The sequence below is a fragment of the Sphingomonas sp. 28-62-11 genome, from assembly GCF_002278865.1.
Lineage (GTDB): Bacteria > Pseudomonadota > Alphaproteobacteria > Sphingomonadales > Sphingomonadaceae > Sphingomonas.
This window is the reverse complement of record NZ_NCGB01000031.1, coordinates 1-14592: the sequence shown is the minus strand read 5'-3', so window position 1 is coordinate 14592 and position 14592 is coordinate 1. Positions and strand designations below refer to the sequence as shown.

At 61.2% G+C, this 14592-nt stretch carries 16 protein-coding genes, 1 tRNA gene and 1 pseudogene; 8 read left to right on the top strand and 10 right to left on the bottom strand.

The window, feature by feature from the left end:
• The first annotated feature begins 45 nt into the window (after positions 1 to 45).
• The 3 genes from pgsA to B7Y49_RS11390 are packed head-to-tail and all read left to right on the top strand — an operon-like array spanning position 46 to position 1315.
• Positions 46 to 597 carry a CDP-alcohol phosphatidyltransferase family protein gene (gene pgsA / locus B7Y49_RS11400; RefSeq protein WP_374127714.1) on the top strand — a complete coding sequence of 184 codons (552 nt, stop codon included), beginning with the start codon at positions 46 to 48 and terminating at the stop codon, positions 595 to 597.
• Between the two features lie 5 nt (positions 598 to 602).
• On the top strand, positions 603 to 860 hold the full coding sequence (gene moaD / locus B7Y49_RS11395) for a MoaD/ThiS family protein (protein WP_374127713.1): 258 nt from the start codon (positions 603 to 605) through the stop codon (positions 858 to 860).
• A complete protein-coding gene (locus B7Y49_RS11390) occupies positions 857 to 1315 on the top strand; it encodes a molybdenum cofactor biosynthesis protein MoaE (protein ID WP_374127712.1) in 459 nt (152 codons plus the stop codon). The genes moaD and B7Y49_RS11390 overlap by 4 nt, the downstream gene beginning before the upstream one ends.
• Positions 1316 to 1377: 62 nt before the next feature.
• Here B7Y49_RS11390 and nusG read toward each other — a convergent pair whose 3' ends face one another.
• The 5 genes from nusG to B7Y49_RS11365 all read right to left on the bottom strand — a co-directional run bounded on the left by nusG (position 1378) and on the right by B7Y49_RS11365 (position 6606).
• Positions 1378 to 1917 (bottom strand): transcription termination/antitermination protein NusG, encoded by a 540-nt coding sequence (gene nusG, locus B7Y49_RS11385; protein WP_374127711.1) that lies wholly within the window; start codon positions 1915 to 1917, stop codon positions 1378 to 1380.
• 26 nt (positions 1918 to 1943) lie between these two features.
• A complete protein-coding gene (secE, locus tag B7Y49_RS11380) occupies positions 1944 to 2141 on the bottom strand; it encodes a preprotein translocase subunit SecE (protein ID WP_374127710.1) in 198 nt (65 codons plus the stop codon).
• 166 nt (positions 2142 to 2307) lie between these two features.
• Positions 2308 to 2384 (bottom strand) — tRNA-Trp (locus B7Y49_RS11375).
• 73 nt (positions 2385 to 2457) lie between these two features.
• Positions 2458 to 4764: a putative bifunctional diguanylate cyclase/phosphodiesterase gene (locus B7Y49_RS11370; RefSeq protein WP_374127709.1), complete on the bottom strand. Its 2307-nt coding sequence runs from the start codon at positions 4762 to 4764 to the stop codon at positions 2458 to 2460.
• 126 nt (positions 4765 to 4890) lie between these two features.
• Positions 4891 to 6606, bottom strand: coding sequence for a fatty acyl-AMP ligase (locus B7Y49_RS11365; protein ID WP_374127708.1), 1716 nt, complete (start codon positions 6604 to 6606; stop codon positions 4891 to 4893).
• 166 nt (positions 6607 to 6772) lie between these two features.
• Between B7Y49_RS11365 and B7Y49_RS11360 the strand changes: the two genes are divergently transcribed.
• The 5 genes and pseudogenes from B7Y49_RS11360 to B7Y49_RS11340 form a co-directional block, all read left to right on the top strand.
• Positions 6773 to 7306 carry a regulatory protein RecX gene (locus B7Y49_RS11360; protein ID WP_374127707.1) on the top strand — a complete coding sequence of 178 codons (534 nt, stop codon included), beginning with the start codon at positions 6773 to 6775 and terminating at the stop codon, positions 7304 to 7306.
• Positions 7307 to 7531: 225 nt separating this feature from the next.
• Positions 7532 to 8065 (top strand): cold-shock protein, encoded by a 534-nt coding sequence (locus B7Y49_RS11355; protein WP_374127729.1) that lies wholly within the window; start codon positions 7532 to 7534, stop codon positions 8063 to 8065.
• 6 nt (positions 8066 to 8071) lie between these two features.
• Positions 8072 to 8575, top strand: coding sequence for a DUF192 domain-containing protein (locus B7Y49_RS11350; protein ID WP_374127706.1), 504 nt, complete (start codon positions 8072 to 8074; stop codon positions 8573 to 8575).
• 67 nt (positions 8576 to 8642) lie between these two features.
• Entirely contained in the window at positions 8643 to 9035 is a 393-nt protein-coding gene (locus B7Y49_RS11345; protein ID WP_374127705.1) for an NADH:ubiquinone oxidoreductase subunit NDUFA12, read from the top strand.
• A gap of 203 nt (positions 9036 to 9238) precedes the next feature.
• Positions 9239 to 9472: pseudogene (locus B7Y49_RS11340) on the top strand (DUF2155 domain-containing protein); the annotation flags it as partial.
• A gap of 35 nt (positions 9473 to 9507) precedes the next feature.
• Here the strand turns inward: B7Y49_RS11340 and aat are convergent.
• From aat to B7Y49_RS11315, 5 genes are all read right to left on the bottom strand, one after another.
• Positions 9508 to 10245, bottom strand: a complete 738-nt coding sequence (aat, locus tag B7Y49_RS11335; protein WP_374127704.1) for a leucyl/phenylalanyl-tRNA--protein transferase — start codon at positions 10243 to 10245, stop codon at positions 9508 to 9510.
• A gap of 13 nt (positions 10246 to 10258) precedes the next feature.
• Positions 10259 to 10987 (bottom strand): ParA family protein, encoded by a 729-nt coding sequence (locus B7Y49_RS11330; RefSeq protein WP_374127703.1) that lies wholly within the window; start codon positions 10985 to 10987, stop codon positions 10259 to 10261.
• 165 nt (positions 10988 to 11152) lie between these two features.
• Positions 11153 to 11533, bottom strand: a complete 381-nt coding sequence (locus tag B7Y49_RS11325; protein WP_374127702.1) for a hypothetical protein — start codon at positions 11531 to 11533, stop codon at positions 11153 to 11155.
• Between the two features lie 116 nt (positions 11534 to 11649).
• Positions 11650 to 12936, bottom strand: coding sequence for a type VI secretion protein ImpB (locus B7Y49_RS11320; protein WP_374127701.1), 1287 nt, complete (start codon positions 12934 to 12936; stop codon positions 11650 to 11652).
• Positions 12937 to 13126: 190 nt separating this feature from the next.
• A partial coding sequence (locus B7Y49_RS11315; RefSeq protein WP_374127700.1) for a M48 family metallopeptidase occupies positions 13127 to 14592 on the bottom strand: 1466 nt, incomplete at its 5' end.

Here is a 14592-nt window from a genome sequence, read left to right as displayed (position 1 = left end):
CTTGGGGGTTTGCGCCAGCCGCGCCGGGGCGTAGAGCGGCTGGCGATGCTGACCTTACCCAACCTGCTCACCCTGTCGCGTATTCTCGCCGTACCGCTGCTCGCCGGGTTCCTGTGGTGGCCCGAATGGCAGACTGGCTATGCGATTGCGTTCGCATTGTACTGCCTGATGGGCATTACCGATTATTTCGACGGCTATCTGGCGCGTGCGCAGGGCACGGTGTCGAAACTTGGCGTGTTCCTCGATCCGATTGCCGACAAGATCATGATCGCCGCCGTCATCCTGCTGTTGGTGGGGACGGGCGATATCGGTGGCGTGCACAAGATCGCGGCATTGGTCATTTTGCTGCGCGAAATTGCCGTATCGGGGTTGCGTGAATTTCTGGCGCAACTGCGCGTGTCAGTGCCGGTATCGCAATTGGCGAAATGGAAGACGACGCTTCAGATCGTGGCCTTTGGCGGCCTCATCCTGGCAGGCGCGCTGCCGACCGAGCTCTGGATCAAGCCGTTCAGCCTTTCTGCGCTGTGGCTGGCGGCGGCGCTGACGGCGGTGACGGGCTGGGATTATTTGCGCGTCGGCCTGAAGCATATGGATTAATCCGCGTGGCGATTGAGATGCTCTATTTCGCCTGGGTGCGCGAGCAGATCGGTACCGGGCATGAGGTGATTACGCCGTCATCGGCAGTGGCCAGCGTGGCTGATCTGATCGATTGGCTCGCTGCCACCAGCGACGGCCATGCCCGTGCTTTCGCTGACCGCACCCGGCTGCGCGCGGCGATCGACCAGAAGTTCGTCGCGCTTGATGCATCGATCGCCGGCGCGCGCGAGATTGCGATCTTTCCGCCGGTAACGGGCGGATGATGAGCGCACGGGTGCAGTCCGACGCGATCGATATCGCGGCCGAACTGGCGCTGGCGGAGCAGACAGGCGCTGGCGCGGTGGCGAGTTTCACCGGACTAGTGCGCGGCGATGACGGCGTGACGGTGCTCGAGCTGGAACATTATCCGGGCGCGACCGAACGTGCACTGCACGATCTTGCGGTTGAGGCGACAGCGCGCTGGGGCCTGATCGCGGCACATATCGTCCACCGGGTCGGGCGGATGGTGCCAGGCGACCGGGTGGTGTTCGTCGCCACCGCCGCCCCGCACCGCGCCGCAGCGCTTGATGCCTGTGCATTCCTCATCGACCGGCTGAAAACCGACGCCCCTTTTTGGAAGCGCGAGGAACGCGGCGCCGATGCGCGGTGGGTAGAGGCCCGCAGCGGTGACCACGAAGCCGCAGACCGGTGGCGCGGGGATGGCCCAGCCAAAACCTGACGGGTTGGGGTCTACGGAGTTGACAACCGCTAGAGAGTCGCGTCGCTGGGCGACAAACTGCCTTACTTGACGCGTTCGACCTGTTCGAAGTCCAGTTCTACCGGCGTTGCGCGCCCGAAGATCGAGACCGAGACCTTGACCTTTGACTTGTCGAAATCGAGTTCTTCGACCGTGCCGTTGAAGCTTGCGAACGGGCCGTCGAGCACCTTCACCGCATCGCCGATCTCGTAATCGACCTTGACCTGCTGCTTGACGTTCGCCGCAGCAGCTTCTTCCTTGGTCGAAAGCATGCGCGCAGCTTCGGTTTCGCTGATCGGCTGGGGCTTGCCCATTGATCCGAGGAAGCCCGTCACCTTCGGCGTGTTTTTCACCAGGTGATAGACATCGTCGTTCATGTCGAGCTTGGCGAGCACATAGCCCGGCATAAATTTGCGCTCGACCTGGATCTTCTTGCCCCGGCGTGCCTCGGTAATCGTCTCGGTGGGCACTTCGACTGCTTCGACCAGCCGGTCGAGCCCCATGCGGGTCGCCTCAGCCATGATCGAATCGCGGACCTTGCCCTCGAAACCGGAATAAGCGTGAATAATGTACCAGCGTGCCATGCGTTAATGCGTCCTTGATTCCACGCTTATTTTGCGAACGACAGCAGCAGTTTAACGATCGCTGCAAAGATCGAATCGATCGTGAAGAAAAACACCCCGAGCATCAGCGTCATGATCATCACCATCACCCCGGTCATGATCGTTTCACGCCGCGTCGGCCAGACGACCTTCTTGGTTTCGGTCTGCACCTGGCGGATGAATTCCTGAGGAGTCGTTTTTGCCACGTCGTTGCAACCTGTTCAAAAGCGCCGCGTCCGGGGCAAAGAGCCGCCGCCTGGTCCTTGTCGAACCAGCCGCGCTCATCCCCATGTTCGGAATGGAAACAGCATCTAGCGAGCGACCCGCGAAAAGGCAAGACCACTAGCAAAAGCGACGGAAAGGCGCGGGAAGTGGCAGGGGAGCTCGGACTCGAACCGAGGGCCTTCGGTTTTGGAGACCGACGCTCTAACCAACTGAGCTACACCCCTGTGCGGGTTGAGGCTTTAGCGAGCAGGGGCGGGGGAGGCAAGATCGCTTTGCCCCCAACCTGACGCAGTGGCGTTACGCGGCGGCGCTCGCATCGGGCCGTGCGCGGGCGGCGACGGCGCGGGCTTCTTCCACGGGCAGCGGTCGGCCGAAATAATAGCCCTGCACCTTGGTGCAACCGAGTTCGTAGACCATCCGGTGCTCGTCCTCGGTCTCCACCCCTTCGGCGGTTGTCGCCATGCCGAGCGACTGGGCAAGCGCCACGACGGCGCGGATGATCGCAATCGCCTCGGGCACTTTCTTGGAGGCGCCCTGCACGAAGCTGCGGTCGATCTTGATCGACGAGAAACGCGTGCGGCTGAGATAGCCGAGCGAGGAATAGCCAGTGCCAAAATCGTCGAGCGATAACTTCACGCCCAGGTCCAGGATCCGTTCCAGAACCTTGGTTGCCCCGGTGCCTTCGCGCATGAACACGCTTTCGGTCACTTCAAGCTCGAGCCGATCGGCAGGCAGGCCGCTGTTGCTGAGCGCCGAGGCGACGACGGCGACGAAGCTGGGGTTGTTAAGCTGTTCGGGCGAGACGTTGACGGCAACCCGCACAGGGCTTTCCCATCGCGCCGCTTCTGCACAGGCAGTGCGCAACACCCATTCGCCGATCGGGCCGATCAGTCGCGTGTCCTCTGCAAGTGGGATGAACTTGACCGGTGAGATGTTGCCGAGCTCAGGATGGTGCCAGCGCAGCAGCGCTTCAAACCCGGTCAACGCGCCTGACTGGGCGCTGACGACTGGCTGGTAATGGAGTTGAAGCTCGCCATTGGGCAGCGCCTTGCGCAGCGCCATTTCGAGCACGCGCCGCTCTTCGGCGACGGCGTGAAGCTGTGGCTCATAAACGTGGAACGCGCCGCCGCCAGCGTCCTTCGATCGGTACAGTGCCAGGTCGGCCGATCGCACCAGCATTTCAGCGGTTCGTCCGTCGCGCGGCCCCAGTGCGATGCCCAGGCTCGCACCGATATAGAGCGTGTTCTGATCGATCTCATAAGGTTGCGAGATCGCGTCGATGATTGACCGGGCGATCCGCTCCACCCGCGCACTATCCGTCGCATCGCGAATGACGAGCGCAAACTCGTCACCCCCGAGCCGACCGACGACATCGCCGTCGCTCACCAACGCGCGCAACCGATCACCCACCAGCATCAGCATACGATCACCCACCGGGTGGCCGAGCGTATCGTTGATCGCCTTGAACCGATCGAGATCGATCATCACAAAGCCGCAGCGCGAATTCCACTGTTCTGCATTGGCCATCGCACGGGCAAGCGTTTCGTTGATCAGCAACCGGTTAGGCAGGCCTGTCAGGGCGTCATAGCGCGCCATACGGTTGATCTTTTCCGCCGATCGACGCGCCTCGGTCACGTCCGATCCGACCCCGCGAAAGCCGACAAAAACACCCGTTTCATCAAAGCGTGGGGCAGCGGTGATTTCCCAATATCGTTCAGCGCCATCGAACTGGACGGGTAACAGCAGATCGCGAAAGGACTCGCGGTTCTTCAGCTTGTCCGCCAGCGTGTGCAAGCCAGCGCTGAACTTGCCCGTTTCCCAGCCCGGTCCGGCGAGCACCTGCAGGAAAGGCATATTGTTGATCTTGAGCGGATCGAGGCCGACGGCATAAGCAAAGCGCGGTGAGGCGCGCACCACGCGGCGGGCGGCGTCAATTTCCCACAGCCAGTCGGCAGTCTTGTCCTCCTCGTCATTCAGCAACAGGCTGACCGTTTCATCGCGCTCCGCGAGAGCGATTTCGTTTGCTCTGATAATGATGAGCGACTTTGCCCTCCCGAAACAGCCGAGCATCAACAGGCACGTGAAAAGCAGTGCTGCGACGGCGAGCAACGGGGCGGCCATGATGAATAGCATCACCCCGATCGCGGTGCCGAGTATGGCCAAGAAGCTCATCGTCGCCAGCGGCAGCGCTGCCATCGCGACTGACGATGCCGTCATCAAGACCGACAGGATAATCCACAGGCCAAGCGCCATCGTGGTATCGGATTGCGTACCCAGGGCAACCGGCGGCACTGACCAGATCACGCCCAGCGCAATGCCCTCGAGCACGGTATCGCGCACTGCCTCAATGGGGGCGGTTGGCGCATTGCGATAGGTGCCGCTCAATCGCCGGAAAGCAATCGCCGCGCTAATCGCTGCAACCCCTGCACCCCAGCTGATCCGGGCCCAATCTGGCACCATATCGACGGCGAGCAGCATGACGAGTGCTGCCCCAACGACATTGGCGGCGAGCATGAACAGGGCGAGTTGCCGCCCGGCATTCAACTGCGCGGCGCGAATGGGCCCCCAATCGGTCGAATCCGCCGGATCATACAGCCCGAGCAAGGCACGGGCGTCTATCTTTGGCTGAGCGAATTGCGAGGCGGCGGAATTTGGCACCTCATAAGACTACGCCGTTGCTGGTTAGCGGATCGTTAGAATCCCGCAGCGATTTGCCAAATTTTTCGTGGTTCAGGCAGCGATGGCGTAGGGCTTGATTTCCCCTGCCAGATAGAGGTTGCGGGCCTTCGCACGGCTCAGCTTGCCCGAGCTGGTGCGCGGCAGCGTGCGTGGCGGGATAAGCTCGATCACGCAGTTCATACCGGTAACCGAACGCACCTTTTCACGGATTTCCTCACGCAGGCGCACGCGCTCACTCTCGTCTGAGCTGCGGCACTGGACGAGCACGGCGGGGGTTTCCTCGCCGCCCGGCGTGGTGATCGCAAAGGCGGCGATGTCGCCTGCCTTGAACCCGGGCAGCTGCTCGACCGCCCATTCAATGTCCTGCGGCCAATGGTTCTTGCCATTGACGATGATCATGTCCTTGGCGCGGCCAACGATGTAGATATAGCCCTCGGACATATAGCCCATGTCACCGGTATCGAGCCAGCCATCGACCATGCACGCGCTGGTCGATTCAGGATCGCGGAAATAGCCCTCCATGATCGACGGGCCCTTGCACCATACCTTGCCGATCGCGCGATCGGGCAGCGGCGTGCCGTCTTCCTCACGCACTTCGACGGCCATGTCGCGCACCGGCTTGCCGCAATTCACGATCGCGCGATAACGCTGAGGGCGATCTTGTTTGGCGGCAGCGCCGGAAAGCTGGGTTTCCTCAACCAGTTCAACGCGAATGCCTTCGCCCGGGGGCATGATCGACACCGCCAGCGTTGCTTCGGCCAGGCCATAGCTGGGCAGGAAGGCCCCGGCCTTGAAGCCAGCGCCTTCAAAGGCGTCAACAAAGCTCTGCATCACGTCCGGTCGGATCATGTCAGCGCCATTGCCGGCGATCCGCCAGCGAGACAGATCGAACCGGCCCGATGCCTTGGTCTGGCTCGACATGCGGCGTGCGCAAATATCGTAGCCAAAGGTTGGCGAATAGCTGACCGTGGTACCCGGGTTGCGCGTGACCAGATCGAGCCAGGCGAGTGGACGGCGCGCGAAATCTTCGGTCTTCAGATAATCGACCGACAGCTGGTTGGCGACTGGCGACAGGAAACAACCAACCAAACCCATGTCGTGGTACCAGGGCAGCCATGAAACGCAGCGGTCGCTCTGGATCAAGTTCATGCCGTGGCTGTGCGCTGCAAGATTGTTGAGCAGCGCGCGGTGGGTAACGGCGACGCCGTGCGGGAAACGCGTCGATCCGCTCGAATATTGCAGATAGCCGATATCGTCGGGCTTGGCCTGCGGCAGCGGTGCGGCAGGAGCGGGGCGGCTTGCGAGATCGTCCCAGTCGATCCCGGTTACCCCAGCAAGCCGCGCCGATTCTCCAGCCATTTCGGCCAGCGCGGGCGGATAGATGAGCATCGACGGATCGCAGCTGCCAAGCTGAACGCGGATTTGTTCGATATAGGAATCACGGCCACCGAACGAGGTCGGCAGCGGCAGCGGCACCGGCCAGGCACCGGCATACACCACAGCAAAGAACAGCGCGGCAAATTCTGGCCCTGTTTCGGCAACCAACGCGATCCGGTCGAGCGGTTTCACGCCCATCGCGATCAACCGAAGCGCGGTATCGAGCGCGTCGGTCCGCAATTCAGCAAATGGATAAGCGCGTGCCAGATTGCCGCGCGCATCGTGAAAGTTCAGCCCGCGCACCCCGGCAGCGGCATAATCGAGCGCTTCGCCCAGCGTTTCGAAATCGGCGAACCGGCGTGGCAGATCGTCATGGGTTGGCGTAGGCATCAGCACAAATGGCGCGTCTGCCACCTCTGCCTTGTCAATTTGCCCCGTTTCCATACCCATGCCCAATGCCTTTGATGACGCTATGACGCGCTGTCGCTGCTGTGAAGCCCGCATTATCCCCCGAGCAAGCGTTCAAAATCCAGCCTGACTGTGGCACAATGATGGCATGCGCCCGCCAAAACGCCCGCTGCCTCCGCTCGATAGCCCCAGTCTGGAACGCCTGGCGTTGCGCTATGTCGAGCGATTTGCGACGACGAGGGCGAAATTGGCATCTTATCTGGATGGCAAGATCAGGCTGCGCGGCTTTGATGGGGTGCCGCCCGATACCGCGCTGATTGCCGATCGATTTGCGGAGGCGGGGTATATCGATGATCGCGCATTCGGTGAGGCCCGCGCGCGCGCCATGGCCCGCCGGGGACTCGGTGCGCGGCGCGTCTCCGGGGCGTTGCACCACGCCGGCATCGGCGCCGAGGACAGCGCCGCCCTGGCACCCGATATCGCCGACCGTGCGGTTGATGCAGCGCTGACCTTTGCGCGAAAGCGACGGATAGGTCCGTTCTCGGACGAGCCGGTCGATCGTATCAAGCGCGAGAAACAGATCGCTGCGATGATCCGTGGCGGTCATGGTTTCAGTCTGGCCAGGCGCATCGCTGCGATGGCGCCTGGAGAGGATGTCGACCAGCTGCGTGACGCTGAATAAGAGCCCCCGCCGCAATGGGTGCAAGCGACTGAAGCCCACCGCGACATTGGCCGCGGCGGCGATGGGCGATCAATGACGTCAGATGATTTTATCTCGTCAGCTTGTGTGCTAGCAGTCGTTACGGGGGAAGAATGTATCTTGGTATCTGAGCAGCCGGAAGCGCATCAAGCGGTAACAGCAACGCTCGATCCGCTCGCATCCGAACGACACAGCTTCGAACATCGTGTGGCCTCGCCAGACGGCGAAACCGATGGGCACCGCGTATCGGGTGCGCTGAAATGGTTTGATGTTACGCGTGGTTTTGGTTTCATCGTCGCTGATGATCGCGCGTTTGGTGATGTGCTGGTGCACTTTTCGGTGCTGCAAGCGCATGGCCGTCGCAGCCTGCCCGAAGGCGCGCGGATTGATTGCATCGCCGTTCGGCGCGATCGGGGTTTCCAGGCATCTGAAATCATCGATATCGATCTGACGAATGCCGTTGAGGTGCCCCCTCGCATGCGATCAGTCGAGGAGCGCGTGAATCCGGCGGCCTTGATCGATCAGGCGGGCGATTTCGAACCTGTGACCGTCAAATGGTTCAATCGTTTGAAGGGATATGGATTTCTCGTGCGCGATTCTGATTCCGCCGATATATTCGTCCATATGGAAACGCTGCGCCGTGCCAATATTGGCGAGGTGGAGCCTGATCAGCCGCTGCGCGCCCGAGTTGTCGATGGACGCAAGGGGCCGCTTGCGGTGGTGGTCGAACAGGAAGGCTGACGGCACATGCGATTGACCCGGTGGATTGGCGCGGCGACAGCGCTCGCCCTGATGGCATCACTCACCGCTTGTTCGGGTGGTACCGCGGCCGCATCCGCTTCGACCGAAGCACGGACCGCAACCATCACGGTAACGGTTAAGAGCGTCAATGGCGTCCACACCTTTCAGGTCGAAACCGCCAAAACCGAAGACGAGCAGCAGCGCGGGCTGATGTACCGTACCGATATTCCCAAGGATGGCGGTATGCTGTTTGCGCCCTATCCGCCCAGCGGACCGCCGCGTGAGGCCAGTTTCTGGATGAAGAACACACCGAGCCCACTCGACATAATCTTTATCCGCGCCGATGGTTCGATCGTGCATATCGCCGAGAATACGACGCCTTTCTCCGAAAGCCCCATCCCATCGGGCGAACCGGTCGCAGCGGTGCTTGAACTCAAGGGTGGCCGTGCGGCCGAACTTGGCATTGCCGAGGATGATCTTGTCACTTGGCCCGGCGGCCCCGGACGCTGACCGCAAAAAACAGATGACGACGAACCCTGCTGTTGCTGCCTGCGCCGCCAACGGCTAAGCGGCGGGCATGGGCGTTCTTGCATCGATCTTTACGTGGTGGAACGGTGCCACCATCGGCACCAACTGGGCGTTGCGCGGCAAAACGCGCGCTGGCGAGGATTCGCTCGGCAATGTCTATTATGAGGGCGGCGTCGACATGCACGGTAATGTGCGGCGCTGGGTAATCTATGCAGGCGCCAATGATGCCAGCCGCGTGCCGCCCGAATGGTTTGGCTGGCTGCATCATCAGGTCGAAGCTTTGCCGGATCAGGCCCTGCCGCCGCCGCGCCGCTGGCAAAAGCCGCCTTTGCCGAACTTGACCGGCACGGCAGCCGCCTATCGCCCAGCGGGTGCCCTTGAAAAAGGCGGCGCGCGCGCGGCTGCCACTGGCGATTACGAAGCGTGGACGCCGGGCGAATAAGGCCCTGGCTGATCGCAGGTGGCGGGGCGATTCTGCTCGCCCTGCTGATCTGGGCTGGGGTTTCCTATTTCGGTGACGCGGCCGTTGATTCCGTCACCCTCCAGTCGGCACCAACGACCGAACTCGATAAAGTGCAGGCGGCGTCAGACGTTGTCACCGTTGACGTTACCCCCGACCTTGACTTGACTCGAGGTGCCACGCCGATGGCGCAGCGCGTCGCGGTGGTCGGCCTGCTCAACAAGCGGAATGGTGTGTCGCGTAACCTGACGTTGAAGCCGGGGCAGGCTGTTCGCGTCGGCGATGTCATCGTTCGACTGCGGGCCTGCGAGCGTACCGCGCCTTGGGAGCAGGAGGAATTCACTGGCGCCTTTGTGCAGGTTGATGTGCAGCAACCCGACAAGGGGTGGCGGCGGTATTTTTCAGGCTGGCTTTACAAGGAGCGGCCGGCGCTCAACGTGGTGCAGCACCCCGTTTATGACGTGTGGACCAAAAGCTGTGCGATGACCTTTCCGAGCGGTGGCGAAGCCGTTGCGGGATCGGGCGGCAGAGCCAATAACCGGTCGAGCGCGGAAAAATCCCCGACTGTCGGCGCGGGCGAACGCCCGTCGGCGCCACCAAGCGCGCCCGCAACCGCCCCGTCGACGGCTGAAGACAGTCCGACCAGATAATCGCGCCGACTAATCTCGATTGCGCCCAGCGACGCGAGATGATCGGTCTGGAACTGGCAATCGAGCAGTTGGAAACCGCCGACCTTCAGCCGCGCCACGAGCCATGCCAGCGCCACTTTGGATGCGTCGCGCGCCCGGCTGACCATGCTCTCACCGAAGAACGCGCGGCCAAGCGCGAGCCCATAGAGCCCGCCCACCAGCCGCTCCCTATCCCAGCATTCGACTGAATGGGCATATCCCATGCGGTGCAGATCGATGAAAGCACGTTCGATATCGGTGCTGATCCAGGTATCGGGCCGATCGACGGCGGAGGCGGCGCAGAGCGCTATGACTTGTTCGAAGGCGGTGTCTGCAGTGACGCGGAAACGGTCGGCAGCGATGGTTTTCTTAAGCGAATGCGACAAATGAAATCCGTCGAGCGGCAGGATCGCGCGGCGTTTCGGCTCGACCCAGTAGATGCTGTCGGCACCCCGGTGATCCGCCATCGGAAACACGCCGACCGCATAAGCGCCGAGCACGAGTTTGGGATCGAGCGCCGTCATTGAGCCGATTGGTTCAGCGCGAGCCGCCCGATGTTGCCAGTCTCTTCTCGATCGCCCGCCAGAGCTGGGCAAAGGCCTGCCCCGACGCGCTTTTGCCGGCAAAGCTGCCAACGGGTGCCCGCCGCACCGTCATCGATTCGATCACGCTCGCCATTGGGATGACGGGCCAATCGGGGTGACGGGCCAGCGCTTCGCCGTGGAGCTTGCGGCGCTTGTCGACCATCGAATGCACCGGCATCAACTGCGCTCGGGCGCCGAGCCGTTCGGCCACCTCGGCAAAGGCGCGTTCGGACAGGGGGGACGGGATGACCGGCACCACGATCAGATCGGCGGCGCGCATCACCTGATCGCTCGTCTCGGTAAGGCCTGGCGGGCAATCGAGCAGCACCCGATCATAATGTTTGCCGATTGAGGCGAGCAATTTGGTAAGCAGCTTCTTCTTGTCGATCTCATGAAACAGCACATCGAGGCCGCGCAACGAGGAATCTGCGCCGATCAGGTCGAGTCGCTCGACGCCCGTCTTGCGGACCAGTTTTTCGGGGTCGATATCCTTGGTGAATATCGACTGGGCCTGATCCTTGGTCTTGCGTTCGGTGAGCATGAAGGTGCTCGCGGCCTGGGGATCGAGATCCCATAGCAAGGTTCGGCGCGACGATTGAGTCGCGGCACACCAGGCCAGGTTCACGGCAAGTGTGGTTTTGCCGACGCCACCTTTCAAGCTGTAGATCGCAATAGTCGCCAAGGGTCGGTGATCCTCCTTCAATGGCCCTGCATCGTGCCCAACCCCTCGCGCCGGTGCAAGGTTAACTTGTCGATCCAGCACCCAAGCGCCTTGGCGCCCTCCCAGTAAAAGGGCCGGTGGTTCGATGAACCCCGGCCCGGTTTAAACAATGCTGATCGGTATCGATCAGATTTTGCAGGCCTGGCTGGGCTTGCCGGGCTGGGCGAGGGTGATCCCCTTGGGCGTGCCGGTCAGCGAATAGCCATCGGCAACCAGCGGATCGCCGGCGTTTTCAGCCGTCAGCTTGATGGGCGCGCCATCCTTTTCGGTGCGCAGCTCCGCAATCTTGTCACCCGACATGAAATCGACATAGGCCAGGCTGTTGTCCTTGCACCGGAACGTCACCGAAGCCTTGATCGACGGCGGCAGCTCAACCTTGGGCGCCTTGGCGAGCTCCTCAGCCTGGGGATCGGGTGCCTGGGTCGTCACCGTTTCGGTTTTCTGATCACAGGCAGCGAGCGGCAAAAGCAGCATCGCAGCGGCGGCAAAAAGCGTGTTTTTTGTCATGGTGACTGAACGCTTCGCGCACGCAACAAGTTTCGTCAAGAGGCCTTTAATTGCGCCAAACTTTTGCTTCGCAATGCAATATTTTCGTCATCAATCATTCATGTGAATGTCTGCTTTCATTCATGAAACTCGTGGAGTTCGGGTATCCGGCCAAAGGCGATCTTGGTGCCAACCCGATCGATCCGGCCGCCGTGAAGCGGCCCCACTGAAACGGCGTGCCGACCGAATTTCTCGTTGATCGAATCCATCGCCCGACTGAGCGCCAGCCCGCGGGTTTCGCGCGCCAGCGGATCATTGGCATCGAGGTGCGCGAACAAGCTTTCCTGCTCTCCCGCCACCGGCTCGATCTCGCACAGGGTAACGCCCACCTGACGAAGCTGAAATCCACCCACCCGCTTGCGCCCCGCCGCCGCCAGTTGCGGGAACAGCCCGTCCAGCGCGGCGAGGATAACAAAACTGTCCTGCGTAACCGGCAGCTTGACTGAGGCACGCCAGTTGCTCTTGTCGTCCTCAAACTTGCCGTGGAGCACGAGCAGGCGGCAATAATGCCCTTTGCGCCGCAACCGGCTCGCCGCCTTCAACGCGAGCCGCCGCGCGGTCAGCCGCACCGACTCAAGCCCGCGTTTACTGGGTGAGAGCACATGGCTGTGCCCGATCGTCCGGCTTTGCGTCGGCTTTTCGGGCAGGTCGACGCCGTGAAGAAGGTACCAGAGCCGATCACCATTGGTGCCGCCCCAGGCGTTGCCGGCGTCACGCGGGCGACGCTCGCAAAGCTGGCGGATATCGTTGATCCCCTCCTGTGCCAGCCGCCGCTCCATTTTCGCGCCGATGCCCGCAATGTCGCGCAGGGGAAGATCGTACAGCCGGTGTGGCAGCGTTTCGGCCGGCAGGATCACCAGCCCATCGGGCTTCATCATATCGGAAGCGAGCTTGGCGAGCAGCCGGTTGGGGGCGACCCCGATCGAACTCGTCATGCATTCGCCGATATTGGCGCGAATGCCCGCCTTGATGCGGTGGGCGAGCGCGGTCACCGCCTCGATACTGTTTTCGTTGTCGAGCAGTCGACACGCAACCTCGTCGATCGAGCAGACCTTGGTGACGGGGAGGTGTTTCCACACCTCGGCGATGATCGCGTCGTGAAACTCGACATATTTTTCATGCCGAGCGGGGGTGACGATGATGTTGCGGCACAGCCGCCGCGCTTCCCATACCGGGGTGCCGGTTTTGATGCCGAATCGTTTCGCCTCGACGCTCGCGGCGATGGCGACGGTCGTTTCGCTGTCCACCGGCGCGACCAGGATTGGCTTGCCACGTAGCGCCGGGTTCAGCTGCTGCTCGACGCTGGCAAAATAGCTGTTGAGATCAAGGAACAGCCACCGCAGCGGGCGCGGCGGGAGGGTCAACCCGTCCCGAGTCGTAGCGGGCAAAGTTGCGGAAGTTGCGGGTCTCCAACGCTCTCCCGCAACCGCCGGAATCGTGTCACCGGCAGGGTAGGATTTGGTTTGTGGAGCATTGTAGAACATAAGGCGAACATAGCGGATTCGCGCGGTAGGAAAGGGCGGCTAGGGCAGCGTTACTGCTGCCATCGGACGATCAGTTTCGCGATACTACGCCATCACCCGTTGGTGCGAACAACGATCGTGCAACGGTCCTTTCCGGTGATTCATAGGCGCCGTACAGGACAGTATGGAGGACCCGGCGCGCTGCGTCGATCTGGCCCTGTCGAACCAGTTCCTCGCCGAGGTAGAGGCGTGGTCTCGCCGCAGCCGGCACGCGCTGAATGGCTTCTGCCATCCCTGCCATCGCGTCCTTTGGTGCGCGCTCACCGAGCTTGGTGAAGCTTTGGAAATAGGCAATCCGGGGTAAGGGCAATTGATCATCAAGCGCGACAGCCCGCTGGAGTGTCTTGCGGGCCATTGCTGTCATCGCCGGTCGATTTTCGGGAGCGGCGGTAACGGCCTTGTCGGTCAGCGCGACGCCTTTCCATGTAAGGGCAACAATATTTTCCGGTGCTTTGTCGAGCGCTCGTTCGGCATAGGCAATGCACGTGTCAGCATTGCCGGATCGGCATTCGGCCTCAGCGGCGAGGCTAAGGACATCAACATCGTCAAATTGCTCGGCCGCACCACGAATGCGCGACAGCCACGTGTCTCGTTCTGGCTTGTCGATAGATGTGGGGGCAGGCAGATCATTTCCCTTTGCAACCACCGCCTGAGCTAGCTGTGCACTAAGTGCGATCTTCGGGGCAATCATTGCCACTGCGGCAGGCGACAACGGCGTGATGAGCGGTTCGCCAACGGGCTGCGCTGGCGGCTTTGCCTCAGCGAAGTAAAATTCGGATTCGGCATAGGAGCGGACTTCGCGCTGGAGCCGCGACATATTGCCGAACACATTTGCGGCTTCAGCCATTGGTTTGCCGCGGTTGATATCATTCATATACTGGCGAAACTGCTGAGTACGTTCGGGCTTTAGTTTGGAGAAGACGAAATAATGGGCGATCAGCCAGGCGTGATATGGTGTCCAATGTGATTTATCGGGCCCAATAGCGATGTATTTACCTGTGAGGATATCAGCGACATTCACATTCTCATAAGATCTAAAAAACTGTTTATATTGTGCCGGATAGCGCGCATAATTAATTGATCCATTTCGACGAATATCCGAAATTGAAAAGAGCGCGCCGATACTTTCTACATACCAACTCGGATACACTAATGGATTATTAGTGATGATAAAGTGCTGTGTATACAGCGAATAAAGTTCGGCCTCCCAGTGTCTGACGATCGGAAAATAGAAAGGTTCAGGGCACGTTCCTATTTTTCCGTCCTCATGATAATCATCGCAATCTTCGTTGAATGCGCGCTGGGTGTTCAGTTCGATCAGCTGATCTTTTTGGACGATCGCGAGAACAGCGCCGTTTTCACCGGCACCGAGCAGCAGCGCTGCGATCGAGATGAGCGGCAGGAGGATGACGACCCGATTGAAACGTCCTTTCGCGAAGATGCGCATGGCGATCAATAACGTCACCACGATCACTCCATAGCGGGAATCGCTGAGTG

Bases quoted from the DNA above. Each gene is read 5' to 3' on its own strand.
- B7Y49_RS11325 (WP_374127702.1), bottom strand. From the start codon at position 11,533: ATGACAAAAAACACGCTTTTTGCCGCCGCTGCGATGCTGCTTTTGCCG.
- B7Y49_RS11345 (WP_374127705.1), top strand. From the start codon at position 8,643: ATGGGCGTTCTTGCATCGATCTTTACGTGGTGGAACGGTGCCACCATC.
- B7Y49_RS11365 (WP_374127708.1), bottom strand. From the start codon at position 6,606: ATGCCTACGCCAACCCATGACGATCTGCCACGCCGGTTCGCCGATTTC.
- pgsA (WP_374127714.1), top strand. From the start codon at position 46: ATGCTGACCTTACCCAACCTGCTCACCCTGTCGCGTATTCTCGCCGTA.
- B7Y49_RS11390 (WP_374127712.1), top strand. From the start codon at position 857: ATGATGAGCGCACGGGTGCAGTCCGACGCGATCGATATCGCGGCCGAA.
- aat (WP_374127704.1), bottom strand. From the start codon at position 10,245: ATGACGGCGCTCGATCCCAAACTCGTGCTCGGCGCTTATGCGGTCGGC.
- B7Y49_RS11350 (WP_374127706.1), top strand. From the start codon at position 8,072: ATGCGATTGACCCGGTGGATTGGCGCGGCGACAGCGCTCGCCCTGATG.
- B7Y49_RS11360 (WP_374127707.1), top strand. From the start codon at position 6,773: ATGCGCCCGCCAAAACGCCCGCTGCCTCCGCTCGATAGCCCCAGTCTG.
- nusG (WP_374127711.1), bottom strand. From the start codon at position 1,917: ATGGCACGCTGGTACATTATTCACGCTTATTCCGGTTTCGAGGGCAAG.